This is a genomic window from Ruminococcus flavefaciens (assembly GCF_900143025.1).
GTDB lineage: Bacteria > Bacillota > Clostridia > Oscillospirales > Ruminococcaceae > Ruminococcus > Ruminococcus flavefaciens_I.
Genome location: NZ_FRCT01000017.1, coordinates 47605 through 66405, shown reverse-complemented (window position 1 = coordinate 66405; position 18801 = coordinate 47605). Strand labels below are relative to the sequence as shown.

The 18801-nt window shown below is 47.2% G+C and carries 21 protein-coding genes; 14 read left to right on the top strand and 7 right to left on the bottom strand.

The features are described 5' to 3' along the window. Both BUB28_RS16825 and BUB28_RS14195 read left to right on the top strand, forming a co-directional pair. Positions 1-993: NPXTG-anchored protein (locus tag BUB28_RS16825; RefSeq protein WP_175547864.1), on the top strand; the 993-nt coding region annotated here is incomplete at its 5' end. Between the two features lie 320 nt (positions 994-1313). After that, complete coding sequence (locus BUB28_RS14195; RefSeq protein WP_072952202.1) at positions 1314-2240, top strand: magnesium transporter CorA family protein; 927 nt, start codon at positions 1314-1316, stop codon at positions 2238-2240. A 234-nt stretch (positions 2241-2474) separates the two neighbouring features. On the opposite strand, the gene recG is transcribed toward BUB28_RS14195, so the two are convergent. From recG to BUB28_RS14175, 4 genes are all read right to left on the bottom strand, one after another. After that, positions 2475-4511 carry an ATP-dependent DNA helicase RecG gene (recG, locus tag BUB28_RS14190; protein ID WP_072952200.1) on the bottom strand — a complete coding sequence of 679 codons (2037 nt, stop codon included), beginning with the start codon at positions 4509-4511 and terminating at the stop codon, positions 2475-2477. A gap of 73 nt (positions 4512-4584) precedes the next feature. Beyond that, entirely contained in the window at positions 4585-4845 is a 261-nt protein-coding gene (locus tag BUB28_RS14185; RefSeq protein ID WP_009984312.1) for a stage V sporulation protein S, read from the bottom strand. A gap of 133 nt (positions 4846-4978) precedes the next feature. Beyond that, positions 4979-5749 carry a TIGR00282 family metallophosphoesterase gene (locus BUB28_RS14180; RefSeq protein WP_072952199.1) on the bottom strand — a complete coding sequence of 257 codons (771 nt, stop codon included), beginning with the start codon at positions 5747-5749 and terminating at the stop codon, positions 4979-4981. 10 nt (positions 5750-5759) lie between these two features. Then, the gene (locus BUB28_RS14175) at positions 5760-5978 is read right to left on the bottom strand and encodes a DUF4236 domain-containing protein (RefSeq protein ID WP_072952198.1); all 219 of its coding nucleotides are present in this window, start codon (positions 5976-5978) and stop codon (positions 5760-5762) included. Between the two features lie 382 nt (positions 5979-6360). Here BUB28_RS14175 and BUB28_RS14170 point away from each other — a divergent pair, with 382 nt between their 5' ends. The 11 genes from BUB28_RS14170 to BUB28_RS14125 all read left to right on the top strand — a co-directional run bounded on the left by BUB28_RS14170 (position 6361) and on the right by BUB28_RS14125 (position 16336). Next, positions 6361-6720, top strand: a complete 360-nt coding sequence (locus BUB28_RS14170) for an Asp23/Gls24 family envelope stress response protein (protein WP_072952197.1) — start codon at positions 6361-6363, stop codon at positions 6718-6720. Between the two features lie 26 nt (positions 6721-6746). After that, positions 6747-8402: a DAK2 domain-containing protein gene (locus tag BUB28_RS14165; RefSeq protein WP_072952196.1), complete on the top strand. Its 1656-nt coding sequence runs from the start codon at positions 6747-6749 to the stop codon at positions 8400-8402. A gap of 240 nt (positions 8403-8642) precedes the next feature. After that, positions 8643-10100 carry an L-aspartate oxidase gene (locus tag BUB28_RS14160; RefSeq protein WP_072952195.1) on the top strand — a complete coding sequence of 486 codons (1458 nt, stop codon included), beginning with the start codon at positions 8643-8645 and terminating at the stop codon, positions 10098-10100. A gap of 37 nt (positions 10101-10137) precedes the next feature. Beyond that, positions 10138-11475 carry a D-alanyl-D-alanine carboxypeptidase family protein gene (locus BUB28_RS17130; RefSeq protein WP_072952194.1) on the top strand — a complete coding sequence of 446 codons (1338 nt, stop codon included), beginning with the start codon at positions 10138-10140 and terminating at the stop codon, positions 11473-11475. A 135-nt stretch (positions 11476-11610) separates the two neighbouring features. Then, a complete protein-coding gene (gene nadC, locus BUB28_RS14150; protein ID WP_072952193.1) occupies positions 11611-12450 on the top strand; it encodes a carboxylating nicotinate-nucleotide diphosphorylase in 840 nt (279 codons plus the stop codon). A gap of 84 nt (positions 12451-12534) precedes the next feature. Beyond that, positions 12535-12654 (top strand): HAD hydrolase family protein, encoded by a 120-nt coding sequence (locus tag BUB28_RS16820; RefSeq protein WP_139277565.1) that lies wholly within the window; start codon positions 12535-12537, stop codon positions 12652-12654. Then, entirely contained in the window at positions 12651-13079 is a 429-nt protein-coding gene (locus BUB28_RS17440; protein ID WP_278291372.1) for an HAD hydrolase family protein, read from the top strand. The genes BUB28_RS16820 and BUB28_RS17440 overlap by 4 nt, the downstream gene beginning before the upstream one ends. Continuing rightward, complete coding sequence (locus BUB28_RS17520) at positions 13010-13288, top strand: HAD-IIB family hydrolase (protein ID WP_081373542.1); 279 nt, start codon at positions 13010-13012, stop codon at positions 13286-13288. Before BUB28_RS17440 ends, BUB28_RS17520 begins: the two co-directional genes overlap by 70 nt. Positions 13289-13304: 16 nt before the next feature. Continuing rightward, positions 13305-13631: a hypothetical protein gene (locus tag BUB28_RS14135; RefSeq protein WP_072952191.1), complete on the top strand. Its 327-nt coding sequence runs from the start codon at positions 13305-13307 to the stop codon at positions 13629-13631. A 286-nt stretch (positions 13632-13917) separates the two neighbouring features. After that, positions 13918-15360, top strand: a complete 1443-nt coding sequence (locus BUB28_RS14130; RefSeq protein WP_072952190.1) for a spore germination protein — start codon at positions 13918-13920, stop codon at positions 15358-15360. After that, positions 15353-16336, top strand: a complete 984-nt coding sequence (locus tag BUB28_RS14125) for a hypothetical protein (RefSeq protein WP_072952189.1) — start codon at positions 15353-15355, stop codon at positions 16334-16336. The genes BUB28_RS14130 and BUB28_RS14125 overlap by 8 nt, the downstream gene beginning before the upstream one ends. Before the next feature lie 4 nt (positions 16337-16340). Here the strand turns inward: BUB28_RS14125 and BUB28_RS14120 are convergent, their stop codons facing one another. Next, a complete protein-coding gene (locus tag BUB28_RS14120) occupies positions 16341-16802 on the bottom strand; it encodes a nucleoside deaminase (protein WP_072952188.1) in 462 nt (153 codons plus the stop codon). A gap of 9 nt (positions 16803-16811) precedes the next feature. Next, positions 16812-17975 carry a CPBP family glutamic-type intramembrane protease gene (locus BUB28_RS14115; RefSeq protein ID WP_072952187.1) on the bottom strand — a complete coding sequence of 388 codons (1164 nt, stop codon included), beginning with the start codon at positions 17973-17975 and terminating at the stop codon, positions 16812-16814. 106 nt (positions 17976-18081) lie between these two features. Between BUB28_RS14115 and BUB28_RS14110 the strand changes: the two genes are divergently transcribed. Then, the gene (locus tag BUB28_RS14110; RefSeq protein WP_072952186.1) at positions 18082-18612 is read left to right on the top strand and encodes a hypothetical protein; all 531 of its coding nucleotides are present in this window, start codon (positions 18082-18084) and stop codon (positions 18610-18612) included. Here BUB28_RS14110 and BUB28_RS14105 read toward each other — a convergent pair. After that, positions 18609-18800 carry a DUF6472 family protein gene (locus BUB28_RS14105; RefSeq protein WP_072952185.1) on the bottom strand — a complete coding sequence of 64 codons (192 nt, stop codon included), beginning with the start codon at positions 18798-18800 and terminating at the stop codon, positions 18609-18611. The two genes, BUB28_RS14110 and BUB28_RS14105, sit on opposite strands and share 4 nt — an antisense overlap. Between the last annotated feature and the right edge of the window lies 1 nt (position 18801).

Here is an 18801-nt window from a genome sequence, read left to right as displayed (position 1 = left end):
GCAGATACAGTTGAAATGGTCGATGAGAGAATAGTTACAACAACTACTACAACTACAACGACAACAACAACTACTACAACGACTACCACCACTACAACAACTACCTCGACTACAACTACAACATCTACAACAAGCAAGACAACCACGACAACAACATCAACTACTACATCGACAACTACAACAGTTGTAACAACTGCTGTTGTAATGATCGACAAGAAGGATATCTACGGTGAAGAAGTCGAGGGCGCTGAGCTTACACTTACAGGTGTTGACAAGGACGGTCATAAGGTAATATTTGATGAGGGCGCAATGACTATCGGACAGGGTGCCAAGGCTGAAAAGACTCACGGCGATTCACTTGTATGGATCTCGGGACAGACAGCTACAAAGGTAACACTTGAGGACGGTCAGTATATCCTTCACGAAGTGGCTGCTCCTACAGGCTACGAGGTAGCAACCGATATGAAGTTTACTGTTACTGACGGAAAGCTCGTATCTGTTGACGGAGTTGAAACAGATTCCGATACAGTTGTAATGATCGACAAGAAGATAGTTACTACAACAACTACAACGACCACTACAACTACAACAAGCACAACAACTACTACCACAAATGTGACCGATGTAATGGGTCAGGAGGTAACAAATACAACTCTTGTAACTCAGGAGGGTATGGAGTTATCATTAACAACTTCAACAACTACTACCACATCGACTACTACATCGACCGCAACAACTACTACAACTACTACCACAACAGACGTTACCACAACTACAACAGCAGAAGAGACAACTACTACAACAACTACAACTGCTGCTGTAACAGGTAAGACAACAGCAAAAACAACTACAAAGGCAAAGAGCACAACTACCAAGAAGGTAACTAATTCTCCTAATACAGGCGTCGAGGGAGTGGGAGCAGCATTTGCGGTCCTCGCAATCGCAGCAGCCTGCGCTTTCGCAGCTCGTTCAAAGAAAAAGGACGATCAGTAAGTACTTTCAAAGGTAAATAAGTGAGCGGAGTCACTAAGAGCTGTCGGATCATCGTCCGACAGCTCTTTTTTTGAAAAAACACTTGTAATTGAGGTTAAAATTTGGTATAATATTCGTTAGACGAATTATATCAATGAAAGTCCCTGCGGGACTATCGTATTTTGAGTATGGAGGTGCATTATGAGTTCTGACCCTTATGGGAATTTGAATAATATTCCAGACTTCGGCAGACGATAATAATGCTCTCGTCCTTTCTGCCGAAGTTAATTTCGGCGAAAGGAGCAAGGCTGCTGCTGTATATGCGGTGCAGCCGAAATGAAATGATAAACTTTTATTGCTATGAAAACGGTATCCTGAAACAGTGCGATGCTCCTAAAGCAGGCAGCTGGGTATCGGTGGTAGACCCTACTCCGCAGGAGGTAAGGGAGCTTATAGAGGAATACGGTCTTGACAGCGGATTTGTAAAGTCCGCATTGGATGAGGAGGAGTCATCACGTATCGAGCGTGAGGACGACCAGACTCTTGTTATCATAGATACTCCTGTATCTGCTATAGACGATGACAAGACCAAGAACTTCTATACTCTGCCAATGGGTATAATCGTTACAGACGAATATGTTTTTACTATCTCTATTAGAGAGACGCAGATCATCAATGAGGCTACAAGAGGCGGTATAAGAAATCTCAGACCTGATTTCAAGACAAGGTTCGTGTTACAGATACTTCTGAGGATATCGGCACTGTTCCTTACCTACCTGAAACAGATAGATAAGATATCATCTGCTGCCGAGCAGGAGCTTCACGACGCTATGAAGAACGAGCTCCTCATGCAGCTGCTTGCTCTTGAAAAGTCTCTCGTATATTTTTCAACTTCACTGAAAGCCAATGAGGCTACTATCGAAAAGATATTCCGCGGCAGAGTCATAAAGCTCTATGACGAGGATCAGGATCTTCTTGAAGATGTTCTCATCGAGATGAAGCAGGCGATCGAGATGTCAAGCATCTATACGGGCATTTTGTCAAGTATGATGGACGGTTTCTCGTCTATAATCTCCAATAACCAGAATATAGTAATGTGGCGGTTGACCATAGGTACCATTATCCTTGAGATACCTAATATCATGTTTGCATTCTACGGTATCAATACGAAGGATCTGCCCATGCCGTATACGTGGTTTGCCATATCACTTACGGCTTTGCTGACAGGTATAACGGCTTTTGTGCTGTTAAAATGGAAGAAGAAATAAAAATAAGCCATGAACGGTATTCCGTTCATGGCTTTTCTGCTTTTATATCTGTTCAAGGGGACGCCTTCTCTTACAAGGCGTCCCCTCTTCAAAAACAGTCCGCCGGACTGTTTTTGAATTCACCCCTTGCGATGCGCCTTACGTATTTGGGGCGTTGCCCCAAGCCCTACAAGGGCTGTCCGCCCTTGACCTGACCAAAGGGGTGGTGACCCCTTTGGAAACCCATTTATACGCTCAGCCGATTATATCTCTGCTGAACAGTCGCATAACATCGAGCTTCAATGCACGGTTCTGCGGCTTTTCAAGGAGTGGGTCGTCCGCAAGGAGCTCCTTTGCACAGGTCTGTGCACGGTTCATAAGCTCCATATTGCAGGCTATATCCGCTATTTTTAGCGGTGGGAGTCCATGCTGGGCATTGCCGAAGAAGTCTCCCGGACCGCGCATTTTAAGGTCCTCCTCTGATATTTTGAAGCCGTCTGTAGTCGAGGACATTATCTTCATACGCTTTACGCAGTCCTCGGCAGTGTTGTCGGTGATAAGTATACAGCTGCTCTCGAAGCTTCCTCTGCCCACTCGTCCGCGGAGCTGGTGAAGCTGGGAAAGTCCGAAGCGTTCTGCATTTTCGATGACCATTACCGCTGCATTAGGAACGTCCACTCCGACTTCAACGACAGTAGTACATATAAGCACCTGTATCTCTCCGCTGCGGAATTTCTCCATTACCTTGTCCTTTTCGGCAGCTCTCATCTTTCCGTGGAGAAGCGCAGTGGTATAGCCTTTAAGGTCGCCCTTTGCAGCCTCCTCGGCGTATGTCTTGACGGCGAAAAGCTCGCTTTCGCTGTCCTCTATCATGGGGCATACAACATAAGCCTGCCGTCCCTCGTCCAGCCTTTCGCGTACAAAGCCGAATGCACGGCTGCGGAGCTTTCCTGTGACTGCATAGGTCTTTACGGGCTTTCTGCCCTTTGGGAGCTGAGTTATGGCAGATATATCAAGGTCTCCGTAGATTATGAGAGCAAGGGTGCGGGGAATAGGTGTGGCGGACATTACCAGCTTGTGAGGAGCATCGCCCTTTTCGGCAAGTGCTGCTCGCTGAGCGACACCGAAGCGGTGCTGCTCGTCGGTGATGACCAGTCCAAGAGCCTTGTATTCCACATCTTTCTGTATTATAGCGTGAGTTCCTACGATAACGTCTATTTCTCCTGCGGCTATCTGCTCACGGACAGCGGCTTTTTTCTTAGCCGTCATCGAGCCTGTCAGCAGGCAGACCTTCACGCCGAAGGGTTTAAGAAAGCTGCTGAGAGTGTTGAAATGCTGAGACGCAAGTATCTCCGTAGGAGCCATAAGTGCGGACTGCACTCCATTCTGTGCCGAAAAATAGCAGGCTGCGGCAGCAACGGCAGTCTTTCCGCTTCCCACATCGCCCTGCAAAAGCCTGTTCATGGGGACATTCCTGCAAAGGTCGGCAACGACCTCGGTGACAGCCTTTTTCTGGTCGTCGGTGAGTTCAAAGGGCAGCCCATCTGTGAATTTGCTCACCTCAACGCTGCTGTCCATTTGAAATGCCGTGTTCCTGCGGCTGCGTGACTTCATAACGGACATACCTATCTGTAGCTTCAAAAGCTCGTCGAAGGCAAGTCTGCGTCTTGCAGTCTCGGCAGCAAGCTCACTTTCGGGAAAGTGGATATTCTCCAGTGCCCACATAAGGGGACAGAGGTCGTATTTTCGCAGAATATCGTCGGAGAGAGTCTCGAAGGGCTCGTTGCGCATGAGCTCCAGAGCCTGACGCATATTGTTCCTTACCATAGTGACGGAAAGTCCTTGGGTAAGGTGGTATTTGGGCTGAATGAGCACCTTTTCATCGGCGCGGATATAGACGGGAGAGCTTATCTCCTTGCGCAGGAAGCTGCCCGTGACCTTGCCGTACATATAGTAGGTCTCGTTCTCTTTGAGAGCCTGAAAATAATACACGTTGTTGTATACAACTATCAGTATATCGTCCATGCCGTCGGAGGCAGCAGCCTTGCAGATGACAAGTCCGCCTTTTATGCGCTGGGGCGGCATTTTTCTGTATACCGTCAGTTTAAGTACATTGTAGTCCCCGAGGACTGCCTGCTGTACGGGCACATGGGTGCGGAAGTCGAGGTAGTCGCGGGGGATATGATATATAAGCTCATAGGGCGAATTTATGCCGAGCTTGCGGTATTTCTCACCGCGAGCCTTTCCGACGCCCTTTAGGTATTCGATTTCGCTGAAAAGAGTAGTGGGCATAAGTTGCTCCTTAAAGGTAAATTAATAAAAACAGAAAGGGCGGACATAAAGTCCGCCCGATGATCCAAACCAATTATCTCTGCTCACAGATAAGCTTGATAGCGGTTCTCTCCTCGCCGTCGATCTGGATATTGGCAAATGCAGGAATACAAATTAGATCAATACCAATTGGTGCAAGATATCCCCTTGCTATAGCTATAGCCTTGATCGCCTGATTTGCTGCACCCGCACCTACTGCCTGAACTTCAACAGCCTTCTGTTCTCTGATAACGCCGGCAATAGCTCCGGCAACAGAATTAGGTGATGAGTGTGATGATACTTTCAGAATTTCCATTGCAAAATAACCCTCCTGTTAAAAATATTTGTACGATAACTATGTCTTATATGCCTTAAGGCTATTCTATTGTACAATTGTATTATACCCTATAAATGGTAAAAAAGCAAGTACTTATCACAAAGTTTGTAGACTATCTTATAATTATTCTTTCTGTTTTGTGCGATTTGCCATTTTTTTCATCAAATTCGGTTATTGTTCCACAAAGAAAGCAGGCTCCGTCCGCTTCAAAGAAGCGTACAGGCATACGAAAACGGAACATATTGATAACTGCGCCTGTATCAATGCCCAGGCAGGAGTTTTCGGGACCTGTCATGCCCACATCGGTAATATATGCGGTATGACCGCCCAATATACACTCATCTGCGGTCTGAACGTGGGTATGAGTGCCGAAAACGCCGCTTACTCTTTCGGTAAGATAATGACCCATAGCCTTTTTCTCCGAGGTAGTCTCGGCGTGGAAGTCCACAAATATGTTAGGGGTATCTATTTTACTAAGGATCTCGTCGATCTTAGTGAAAGGATTGTCCAGCGGATCCATAAAGGCAGTACCCATCATGTTTATGACAGCTACGGAATAAGCTCCCATATCGAGTATGCGATAGCCGCTTCCCACGCAGCCCCCCTCGGGGTAATTGGCAGGACGCACCATGTACTCCTCATCAAAGAGTTCAAGGGCTTCTTTGCGTTTGAATGCGTGGTTTCCGGTAGTTATTATATCCGCGCCCGCTCTTATTATCATTTCCGCAGATGCACGGGTTATACCATTGCCCTGTGCGGAATTTTCGCCGTTGACAATGGTTATATCTATATTATGCTCGTGTTTTATGCCGCTCAGCTTTGCCGAAAGAAATTCGCAGCCCGATTTTCCGACGACATCGCCGATAAAGAGTAGTTTCTTCATATTCCTCCAATTACTTCTTGCCTGTTTTCTTTTTGCCGCCTAAGTCGGTATCATAGGATATGCCCGTACCCTGAAGGCTTACGGTAGCCTTTTTCTTGTTGTTGACAGTGACTTTTACCTTTTTGCCTGCTATTGTAGGACCGTCAACAGATATGCTGCCGCCCTTCTTGTTTTTGTTGAACTTTAAAAAGCTGAATATCTTGAAGCTTTTTCTGAAATGAAATCCCATGATAATACCTCCTTTTTTAGCCGTTAGCCCTTAGCCGTTAGCCTGTAGGGGACGGCGTCCTCGACGTTCCGCCAATGCATAATGCATAATTATAAATTCGGAATTCGGAATTATTGTGAAAACGCCATTTTACTATGTAGGGGTGGCGTTCCGCCGCCGTTACTTTATCGCTGCCCGATAATTCGCATTACGTCTATATTATAATACCACAAAAAAGACTTATAATCAATAGAAAATCCGATATTTTTTTAATATGATAAGTATTTTTCGCAATATTATTCTTTATAGGTATTGTAAAAAGCGAAAAAGTGTGTTATAATCAATAAGATAGCGGTCGTTTTCGGACGCCGCAGACGCATTTTAACAAAAGGAGTGATGATCCATGGTAGGCTTTGAAAATCATATCGGAAAGATCACTATTTCTGAGAATTATCTCATTGAGATCGTTAAACACGCAGTTGTTGACTGCTTCGGAGTTGCTGATGTTTGCAGCGTAACTACGTTCCGCTCGGCAGTTTCCGCACTTACAGCAGGCAAGGCGTTCAGAAAGAACAAGGGTATCCTTCTCCGTACTGACAAGGAAGGCGGACTTATCATAGATCTCCATATCAAGGTGACCTACGGCACTAACATCAATGCTGCCGTAAAGAGCATCACTCATAAGGTCAGCTTCGCAGTTGAAGAAGCTGCCGGTATAGATGTACACAAGGTCAACGTATTCGTTGACGATATGAACGCATAAGCGTTATAGAATTGGAGGACTTTACTGTGATACACGGTTCTTTACTCAGGGACGCTGTTATCTCCGCTGCTATTACTATCAATAACAGGAAGCGCGAAGTCGATGAGCTTAATGTTTATCCCGTTCCCGACGGCGATACAGGTACAAATATGTCAATGACCATAGGCAATTCCGTTGCCGAGCTCAGGAGACTCGACTCAAAGGCTACCGTATCTGAGGTAGCTTCCACAGCAGCTTCAGCATTTCTGAGAGGCGCAAGAGGAAACTCGGGCGTAATACTTTCACTTATATTCAGAGGCTTTTCAAAGGGACTTGCAGGCTGCACGGAGGCAGGCTGCGAGAACTTCGCAGACGCTCTGCAATTCGGCGTTGAGGCTGCATACAAGGCTGTAATGAAGCCTGTTGAGGGCACTATCCTTACTGTCGTTAAGGCTGCTGCCGCAAAGGCAAGAGAGATAGCCGCAGAGACAAACGACGAGGTCACATTCTGGCAGGAGGTATGCAAGGAATCAGAGGCTATGCTGGAAAAGACCACGGATATGCTCCCGCAGCTCAAAAAGGCAGGAGTCGTAGACGCTGGCGGCAAGGGACTCTGCATTATTTTCAGAGCTATGACAGATGTATTCGCAGGGGGCAAGATAGCCGAGCCTGCTGAGACTCAGTCTGCACAGGACAGCTCAAACGACTCATTCAGAACAGCTGTAAGCGAATATGATGACGATATAACATACACATACTGTACAGAGTTCATGCTGGAAAAGAACGACAATTGTCCCGATGTATCAAAGCTCCGTGCTTATCTTGAAACTATCGGCGACTGTGTAGTTGTTGTTGACGACGAGAAGATAATAAAGGTACACGTTCACACCGATAACCCCGGAAACGCTCTCCAGAAGGGACTGGAATTCGGATATTTCATCAATGACCCACGTCCAAAGATAGAGAATATGCGTATACAGCATGAGAATAAGGTCAAGGACGCACAGGCTGCACAGGAGGGACTTACTCCTGCCGAGCCCGAAAAGGAATTCGGCTTCGTTGCAGTTGCGGCAGGTCACGGTCTTGAGGCTATGTTCACCGATTTGGGTGCAGATGTAGTCGTAAAGGGCGGACAGACCATGAATCCTTCTACGGACGATATTCTCCGCGCTATACTGAAAACTCCTGCAAATACAGTATTCGTACTGCCAAACAATAAGAATATAATCATGGCAGCAGAGCAGGCTGTAAAGCTCACAGACAGAAAGGTCTGCGTGCTCCAGACAAGAACTATACCGCAGGGTATTGCTGCTATGCTTGCGTTTGACGACAGCCGCACCCTCAACGAGAACCGCATTGATATGACAAAGGCTTTCGAGAAGGTGTCGACAGGTCTTATCACCTTTGCTGCAAGAAACTCCGAGTTCGAGGGTCACCAGATAAAGGAGGGCGAGATACTCGCACTGGATAACGGCAAGCTGTCGTTCACAGAACGCGATATCAACAAGGCTACCTACAAGCTCGTCAAGAAGCTCTCAAAGGGCGATGTTAGCTATGTTACGCTTATCCACGGTGCAGATGTGCCAGAGGAGAATGCAGAAGAGCTCCAGAAGTTCATACAGTCCAAGCTCAGCGACAAGATAGAGGTAATGCTGGTAAACGGCGGTCAGCCTGTTTACTACTACATAATCTCGGTCGAATGATATCAAAGCTCCCGTTTCGGGAGCTTTTTTTGTCAGTAATGGCAGGTGAAAAACGATTATTATATATGTAACACGGATCAATTCAGGATCGGCAGAATGACAGCGCCGCTCATATGCACTAATCACTAATTGCTCAATGTGAAATGTAAGGTAATTCTTTGCATATTTACATTGATTTATTGCTTGCGGTATGGTATAATGTAGGTGTAAAGATTTTCTGATAAAGGACGGTCTTGTATCATGTCAAAAAATTATGATGTTATTATAGCAGGCTGCGGAGCAGCAGGTCTCTACGCGGCTATCAATCTGCCTAAGGAACTGAATATTCTCATACTCTGCAAGCGCGATCTGCCGCTGTGCAATTCTTCACTGGCACAGGGCGGTATAGCAGGCGTTTATAATTCTCCTACGGATAATATACAGTATCACCAGAATGATACTCTTATCGCAGGAAGCTTCAAGAACAATGTGGACGCTGTTCATACTCTTGTAAGCGAGGCTGCGCAGGATATCGAGCATATCATCAAGCTCGGCGTTGAGTTTGACAAAAATCCAGACGGCACATACCACCGCACACTTGAGGGCGGTCACAGCCACCACAGGATTTTCCACCATGCCGACGCTACAGGCAAGGAGATAACTTCAACTCTTCTGGAAAATGTTCAGAAGCTCAGCAATGTTACCATAATGGAAAATACCATTATGTGCGGCGTAAAGCAGACAAAAACAGGCTACTCAGCTTTTCTCAGACTGTCCGATGATTCTTATGAGACCTGCAACTGCCACTTTATGATACTTGCAACAGGCGGTATCGGCAGAGTTTACCAGTTTACCACAAATTCCGCTATCGCAACAGGCGACGGCATAACCTTTGCATATGAAATGGGTGCGAAGATAAAGAACCTGAGCTATGTTCAGTTCCACCCAACAGCCTTCAATAACCGCGCTACCCGTGAATGCTTCCTTATCTCAGAGGCTGTACGCGGTGAGGGTGCATACCTGCTGAACTGCCATAAGGAGCGCTTTATGCACAACTATGATGAGCGTCTGGAACTTGCTCCGAGAGATGTTGTTTCTCACGCTATCATACTTGAATCACGCAAGCAGAATTCAACGGATTTCTACCTTGATATAAGCTATAAGGACAGCGAGTTCCTTAAAAACAGGTTCCCGATGATATACAAGAACCTGCTGGAGCAGGGCTACGACCTTACAAAGGAGCCTGTTCCCATATTCCCTTGTCAGCACTACCTTATGGGCGGTATAGATGTTGACAATAATTCCGAAACAAGCCTTCCAAATCTGTATGCCTGCGGCGAATGCTCGCATACTGGAGTCCACGGAAGCAACAGACTCGCAAGCAATTCCCTTCTCGAAGCACTTGTATTCTCACGCCATGCTGCAAACAGCATAGCTTCAAGAGTTGCAGATGCGCCTAAGGATTTTGAAGAGGCTGAATTTGATCCGCATCTTGGAAGTCCGCGCATACCTAAGGGAGTTCGTACAGAGACAAGAAAGATACTTCAGAACTGCTATTTCGTTATTCCTGATAAAAAGGCTGCGGCAGAGGGCTTCAAGCGCGTAAAGGAGATACGTGAGGACCTTGTCAACGGCGGCTACTATGTGGACGCTGACTATGTTCTCGCTAAGTCTATAGTTACTGTAGCATACATTATCCTCGGTGAGGTAATGCAGTAAAAAACACAGAGAAAAGGACAACAATGGGGGTGATATCATGAAAAAACTGAGAAGTTTTGAAGCTGCGGCAGTTTCTGCGGCTGTAATAGCGGCAAGTGCTGCGGCAATGCATACGAACGCAGCCACTACGCTTATAGCAGGCGATCTTAACCGCGATGACAGGGTATCTGTCGGAGATATGGTCATACTGAAAAATCATATCCTCGGACGGTACGGACTTAATGAAAATCAGCGGATTGCAGCGGATATAAACGGAGATTTTGTTGTGGATTCTCTGGACATTTCAGCAATTCAGGATATCATTCTTTCAAATAAGACACTGCTCCCAAAGGGAACATGGATAGGTGATCGCGAAGGTGCAAAGCGTTATTTCAGCTTCGGCGACGGTGAGGGCACTGTTTTTTATCCTAATGGCAGCAGTGAGAATTTCACCATAGGCTCGGAGGAGGATATCCTCGCCATGACTATGAAGAAGTCGGGCAAAGAGGATAACGCCTTTATCACATGGCGGGATGACAATGATTTCGTCCTCAAATGGGACGACGGTACTGCCGAGACATTCAGGTTTTTCAGCTATAATAAGATAAACGCAAATGAAATGCTCAGCGGCAAATGGATAACAAGTGCGGGCAGGACATTTGAGATAAGCGGTCTCAGCGGAAAGGTGACCGATAAAAGCGGCAATATAAGCCGTTTTGAATATGCTCCCGACGGAAATAATATCGTGTTCCATATGGGCAGCACCGATAACAATACCGAGGGAACTATAGTACATACGGATTCCATGCACTTTACAGTAACATGGGTTGACGGTACAAAGGAGACCTTTACCAAGCGTGAGATAGTCGTAAAGGATGGCATAACCTATGTAAACGGCATACTTATCGCAAATAAGACCTATGCTCTGCCCTCTACCTACAGTCCCGGGGACATTCTTCCCGAGGCTAAATCAGCCTTTGAGTCAATGAGAGTCGATGCGGAGAAGGCAGGCTACAAGCTGAAAATAGTTTCGGGTTTCCGTTCATATTCCTATCAGAGTACATTGTACAACAACTATGTAGCCCGTGACGGAAAGGCTGCTGCTGATACATATTCCGCAAGGCCCGGTCATTCCGAGCATCAGACGGGTCTGGGCATGGATATAAACAATGCAAGCACCTCCTTCAACGGTACTGCCGAAGCTAAATGGATAGCCGCAAACTGCTGGAAGTACGGCTTTATTATCCGTTATCCTCAGGGCAAGGAAAATATCACAGGTTATATGTACGAGTCGTGGCACGTTCGCTATCTCGGCAAACAGCTTGCTAAAGAGGTATATGATTCGGGACTTACTTTAGAGGAATTCCTGTGTATAGACTCGAAATACAAATCGTGAGAGCCGTTAGCTTTTAGATTGTAGGGGCTGATGCCTACATCAGCCCGATATAAATGATTGCAGCTTACGTGGCGATGTTGGCATCGCCCCCTACAAATAATCCGGAAATATAATTGTATGGAAAGGACGTTTAACATGAAGCTTTTACAATGCTATGTTGACAATATAATCACTACCGCTCTTATGGAGGACATCAACTATATCGACGCGGCTGCGGATAATCTTATTCCGCCCGAGCACAGAAGCTCCGCTTATTATGTTGCCAAGGATTCGGGAGTTGTCTGCGGTATCGAGGTGGCTAAGCGCGTTTTTGACCTTGCAGGCGGCGATGTGGACTTCAAGATACTCCTTCAGGACGGCACTAAGGTTCAGAAGGGCGACATAATTGCAGAGCTTGAAGGAAGTACGCTTACTCTCCTCAAAGGTGAGAGAACTGCTCTTAACCTCTTGCAGCATATGTCGGGTATAGCAACTGCTACAAATAAGTGTGTTGAGCTTGTAAAGGGCACTAAGGCTGCTGTTACAGACACGAGAAAGACTCTCCCGGGACTCCGTGCGCTTCAGAAGTATGCGGTAACTGTGGGCGGCGGCAAAAATCACCGCTTCAATCTCTCCGACGCGGCTATGCTCAAGGACAATCATATTGATGCTTACGGCGGTATAACTGCGGCTGTAAATGCTCTCCGCGAGAAGATCGGTCACACAGTAAAGATAGAGGTAGAAGTCCGCACACTTGACGAGCTCCGCGAGGCTCTTGCTACAGGTGTTGAGATAATCATGCTGGACAATATGAGCTGTGACGAGATGAAGCAGGCTGTTGAGATAGCAGGCGGCAAGGCTCTCCTTGAAGCTTCGGGCAATGTTACTGCCGAGAATATCCGCTCCGTAGCTGAAACAGGCGTGGATATAATCTCACTGGGTGCGCTTACTCATTCTGTTAAGTGCTTCGATATTTCCATGAAGATAAAGAAATAATGTAGGGACTGATGCTTACATCAGCCCGATTGAATTATTCGGGGCGATGTTGGCATCGCCCCCTACTTTTTATTAGGAGGAACTATGAAAAAGCTTATACTTACCGACCTTGACCATACTCTACTGAGAACCGACGGGAACGTTTCCGACAGAACTCTCGATGTGCTGAAAAGTGCAGAGAAAAAGGATCCCCTTTTGCAATAGCCACGGCAAGATACTGGATAGGCGCGGAGCGATATATAGAGCTTTTGAAGCCTGACTGCGAGATAACCACAGACGGCACTCTCATACACGCGGCTGACCGTTGTATCTACAGCTGCGAATTTACGGCGGAGGCAGCAAACGGTGTCGTAAGGGAGCTTCTGAAATCTGCTTCTGGGGCGGAGATAACCGTTGCAAACGGAAAGACGGTCTACTGGAACAGCAAGCCTATCGCGGAGTCGGAAAAGCTCCACAAGGCTGTATATTTCGAGTACGACCGTCCTCTTGAATGTGGGGCAAACAAGATAGTAGCAGAGCTGCCTGATGAGAGAATAGCGCGGATAAATTCGGCTGTAAGCTGCAATGCTACCGCGGCGAGAACTGGTACGGATTTCTGCCGCAGGGTGCAGGAAAGACAGCGGCTATAAATGCGCTTGTCGAGAAGTGCGGCATTGCTATCAGTGATATCGTTTCTTTCGGCGACGACAGGAACGATATTGATATGCTGAAAATGTGCGGTACGGGAGTTGCAGTCGCTAATGCGGTTCGGGAAGTCCTTGAAATTGCCGATGAAGTAACGGCTTCAAATGACGAGGACGGAGTTGCACTTTGGCTTGAAAAGAATGTTTTAGCTTAGAAAGGAGCGTTTTATAATGGATAGAGTGGTCTGGCTCATGCTTACGATACCCATAGGCATATTTTTCATCTGTTTTGGAATATACGCGTGGAAACGTAAAAAGCCAATGTGGTTCTGGTCGGGGAAAGAGGTCAAAGAAAGTGAGATCTCGGATATCCCTGCCTACAACAGAGCAAACGGTATCATGTGGCTTTGTTTTTCTGCAATTTTCTGGCTGGCTGCTGTTCTGGGAGCTCTGAACTCAGAGGCGGCAGGGATAGTTATCATTGTAGGTTCAGTTGCAGGAATACCTTTGCTGTACCTTGCTTATCGGAAGATTTATTCCAAATATAAACGTAAATAAAAGCAGCCGCCTGCACTTGTGGATATTCACAGTGCAGGCGGTTTTGTTGTAGGTGCGCGTACATCGCCACATTTAGTCGTTCGATATTTCGGGGCGGATACTATCCGCCCCTACAAGCGGCGCAGCCGCTTTGCGGAACGCCGAGGGTAACTCCCCACAGTGTGGGGAGATGTCGCAATACGACAAAGGGCGCGGTGCCTGTTGGGCAGCGTTCCCTACAAAAGGCTAACGGCTAAATGTGCATATTCATGTAAGCTTTGCACATAATACCGCTGAGGTGAGATGTATGGAAAAAGGAGGACTGCTGCCGTCACTTGATGACAGCATCAAGGAGATACGCCGTATTTCTGGCGGTTCGTCGGACTTGCTCATAAATCGTTTCGTTACAGGGGGGATACACTGCGCACTGCTGTGCTGCGAGGGCATGGTTTCCACATCGGTCATAACCGAGCTGATATTCGAGCCTATTACCGATATACCGCAGCAAAAGGACTCCCACGGACTGTTCCACTATATAAACGAGCAGCTCCTGCTGTCTACCGACCGTCCTGCGGTCAGGGACTATGATACCCTGTTCCGCCTGATTAATTCGGGATTTGCAGTGCTTATCGCCGAGGGCATATCCTTCGGGCTTGCATTCGGTGTGCAGGGCTATAGCTCCCGAGGAGTGCAGGAGCCCTCGGGCGAGGGAAACGTTATGGGAGCGCATGAGGGCTTCACGGAGACTATCCGCACTAATATGTCGCAGATACGCAGGAGGCTGAAAAGTCCAGAGCTTGTAATGGAGCTGTTCGCTAAGGGCAAAAAGAGTCATACCGACCTGTGTCTCTGTTACATGAAGGACCGTGTGCCGAAGTCTCTTATGGAAAGGATAAGACGCTCTCTTGACGATGTGGAGCTTGAAGCCATACTGACTACGGGACATCTGCGTCCTTTCGTGGAAAACGGCAGCTTTGAGCTGTTTGACTCAACCGGCACTACAGAGCGTCCCGATGTGCTGTGCTCGAAGCTTATCGAGGGGCGTGCGGCTCTCCTTGTGGACGGAGTTCCCTATGCTATAGTGATACCGAGACTGTTCTGCGAAAGCTTTCAGACTCTCGATGATTATGCTTACAAGCCATATTATGCAGTGTTTATACGGTGGCTGAAATACGCAGCTTTTTTAGCGGCTGTGCTTCTGCCGTCATTTTATGTGGCGATAGTCATGTATCACCCCGAGCTGCTCAACAGTACGCTGTTCATGCTCCTTGTGGAGGCTGAGAAGAAAGCTCCGCTGTCTATAGTTACCGAGTCGCTTTTCGTGCTGCTCATGTATGAGATAATACGTGAGGCAGGTGTGCGGCTGCCAAAGCCTGTGGGCGGAGCAGTCAGCATAATCAGCGGACTTATCATCGGCGACGCGGCAGTAAATTCGGGGCTGGTAAGTACGCCTCTGCTGACTATGACCGCACTTTCCGTACTTGGCGGACTGGTCGTGCCCGAGCTTAATCCGCAGGTGACGGTGCTGAGATTTGTATTTATCATAGCAGGCGGAGTGTTCGGACTTTTCGGCATAAGTCTCCTTGCCTGCGCAGTTCTTGTGAATATATGCGCGACCGAGGATTACGGCTTTCCGTACACAGCTCCGCTTTCGCCTTTCAAGAGAAAGGGAATGGGGGATACGGCGTTGCGGATAGGCATAAGGGAAATGCAGAGCCGAAGCTTTACGGTGGAGGAGTACCATGAATAGTATCTCAAAAAGGCAGCTTGCGGCGCTTCTGCTCATTACGGATATGTTTGAGCTTTTCTGTTTCGGCGGGAGTATGTCTCTTGAGACTTTATACGGAGTCCTTGCAGGTATTGCATTGCAGCTGTTGGCGGCACTTGTCTTTGCTGCAAAAGGCGGAGAGCTAAAAAAACAGGCGGCTGTGTTCTATCTCGTGTATGCGGTATTCTGCGGAGGTACGCTTTTTTCTGCGCTGTGGCGGACAAGCGGCGCTGTGTATATACCCTCGGAAAGCGGCAAAGGGATATGGGGACAGCTCCTGACAGCAGGTCTTATCGCACTTGTTTGCCTTTACAGCTCGTCCACGGGGATAAAGCCTGTTGCACGGGCGGCAGTTATAGCGGCTGCGGCAGGGATATTCTGTCTGGGGATAGATTTTGCAAGTGCGGTATTAAATGCTGACTGGAGCAATATCACGGTTCCCGAAAGGAAAGGATTCTTTTACGAGGTCGTAAGGGGAGGGGCTCTCAGCGGAGGTCTCGGCAGTATGGTGGTGCTGTCAGGAGAGGTCAGAGAAGGTCGGCAGAAAGCTTTTGTGTGGTATTTCGCTGCAAAGGCAGCAGTTTCGGCTGTACTGATACTGACAGTGCTTGCGGTGACAGGCGGCATAATGGAAATAACCGATTTTCCCGTTATCACCGCAGCTCAGCTCTCCCAGCCCTTTGACGCTCAGCGCATAGATTCGCTGTTTCTGGTGATATTTGCAGTGTTTGCGGTATTTTCGGCGGCTTTGCAGGTGATGACGGGGGCTTATCTTATTAAGCGGATATTCCCTCAATTCGTGCGCTGGAGGAGCAGCACGGTAATAGCTGTGACTATAGGGGCTGCGCTGCTGATATCGGGCAGGGAGTTGCTTCTCATACGTGCCTGCGCGGCGGCTGCCGCGCTTATCATTGCGCCCCTGAGCACAAAAAGATCCGCTGCAAAAAGCAGCGGATAAGATTTCAGTTATGTGATTTTTTTATTCTGAGCTGTCGGAAGAACTCCGATAGGATATCTGCACATTCCTTTTCCATGATGCCGCCTGTTACCTCTGGGCGGTAATTGTAGGGCAGTTCGAACATCTTCTGCACAGATACCGCAGAGCCGCTCTTTATGTCGTATGCGCCGAAGTAAACATTGTCTATCCTCGAATTGATGATAGCTCCGCAGCACATTGGACAGGGCTCTAAGGTAACGTATATCGCACATTCGGGCAGCCGCCAGCCGCCGAGCTTTTTGCAGGCTGCGTCAATAGCTATTATCTCGGCATGAGCAAGGGCATTCTTTGCTGTTTCGCGCATATTTCTGCCCTCTCCGACGATCTCTCCCGTAGTCTTTTTTACTACAACTGCTCCTACGGGGACTTCGCCCTCGTCAAAAGCCATACGCGCCAGTTCAAGTGCGCGGTGCATATATTTTTCCATTTACTTCACCTAAAAGAATACTTTGATAAAAGCTGCCAGCAGACAAAGGCATATAACGGCAGGTACAGGGAAGCTTTTGCAGGCAATTTCAAGGCGCTGAGATACAGAGTATTTGGAGTTGAATTCAGCAATATGTTTTTCAGGCTTCCTGCGTTTGAAGATATATAGCATCATAACGCCTGCTGCTCCTATTATGAATATTACAAGCATGAAGGTGTTTCGCTTGAGGAATATCTTATCAGGAGAGCTGTCTTCGAGCAGGACAAGAGCAAGCCTGTACATCTTGAAGCATATCTGTACGAATATAGCCGTTACGATAGTTCCGCTGCGGAGCATACCTATAGATGCAATTGCCGAGATAAGCAGGGCAGCTGGAAGCTCGCGGAAATCCTGTACAAGAAGTCCCGACATAGCTGTTGTAATTATAATAGCGAATACGTCGCCGAATTGCCTGAGGGCATTGAAAATAGCTCCGTGGAAGAAAAGCTCATGCAGTGTTGATATGATGACGATATCGCAGATAGTATACACTACGAACTGCTCCTGGTTCCATACGTTCGCATCGGCATTTATTGAGCGGAAATAGTTGAATACCAGCATTGTTCGGTTGGTGTATATATTCGGCAGGCAGGTAACGGTGCTGACTGCCATTGTCATACAGATAGTACCCAGCATATCGGAAGCGTGATTAAGAGTGCTCATGTATTCCAGTCTGGGCGGCATTCTGAGCTTTTTGTGAAGATATACTGCGGGGACAAGGACTTTGATGAATGAAGTGGCGAGAAGAGCGGTGATTACCTGAAGGCTTCCGCCGTAAAGACCTGTGCTGAAAAAGGAAGTATGCAGGTCAAAGCCGATAAAATCAAAAACAGAGATGACAAGCTTGCTTATGATATTATCTATGAGTATCCACATGAGCATAGCAATGCCTATTATATTCATTACTTTGCCTATGCAGTCGCGTTCTGCCTTGGAAGCGGATCTGTTTTCAAATCCCTTTCCTTCAACGAATACACTTTCCCTGCGGTCAAGTTCAAAATTGAAGGCATACGGATTTTCTTTATCTTTTCGCCATTTTTTAAAATTATCGTTGTAGGTCTGGTTCTGTGTGGAATAGTCAAATTGATCGACAACACTTATTATGGTATTTCCTGAGGTGTCAGTGAGTTTCATTGGCTCACCTCCTACAATTTCTCATTATAATAGTATCATATTTCAGCAGAGACAGTGTTGATATTTTAGATTGATTATGTGAACAATCTATGAAAAAGGAGAGAAAATGAAGAGACCTATCTTATTTATATCAGCGTTGATATTTATGCTTTTTACAGGCTGTGCATCAGGAAAGATACATCAGCGCAGCTACCTGAGGGCTGCTGCCGTATCGGGAGAAAGAGGCGGAGAGCTTGTGCTTGCCTTTTTTGATGATGATACAGCTGTCGAGGCATCGGGTGAGGATACAGATGCCGCACAGAGGGCTGCCGAACTGAAAAACGGAAAGCCTGTTTTTACGGGATATACCGAGCTGATAATAATTGACGGCACAGATTGCAGGGAGCGTCTTGTGCATATGCTGACTGACTGGAAGGTATCGCCGTCATGTATGGTCATATATTGTGGGAATGGGGGAACACTGCTGAAAGAGTGGGATACGGAAAAGCTTATCGGTGCAGCGAAACAGGCTGTGGAGCAGGGGATAGCTCCGGAATGTGATGTTATCACGGTGCTTGGAAAGCTCTGCATCGGGCACACTGCGGAAATTGCCGAGCTGTACGCCGACGGTACAGCAGGCAGTCATATTATATATTAGTTCTGATGCCTTACTACGCCGTATTCGTCGTCCAGACGGTAGTAGGGGCATGAATAGTTGGTACCCTGCAAGAAACGGTACATTTCGTCCTCGTCGAGATTTATCATACACACATAGCAGTCGTAGTCATCGTCGTAGACGTAATTGGTACAGGTCTCGCAGTTTGTAGCTCTTTTCTTCTTATCCATG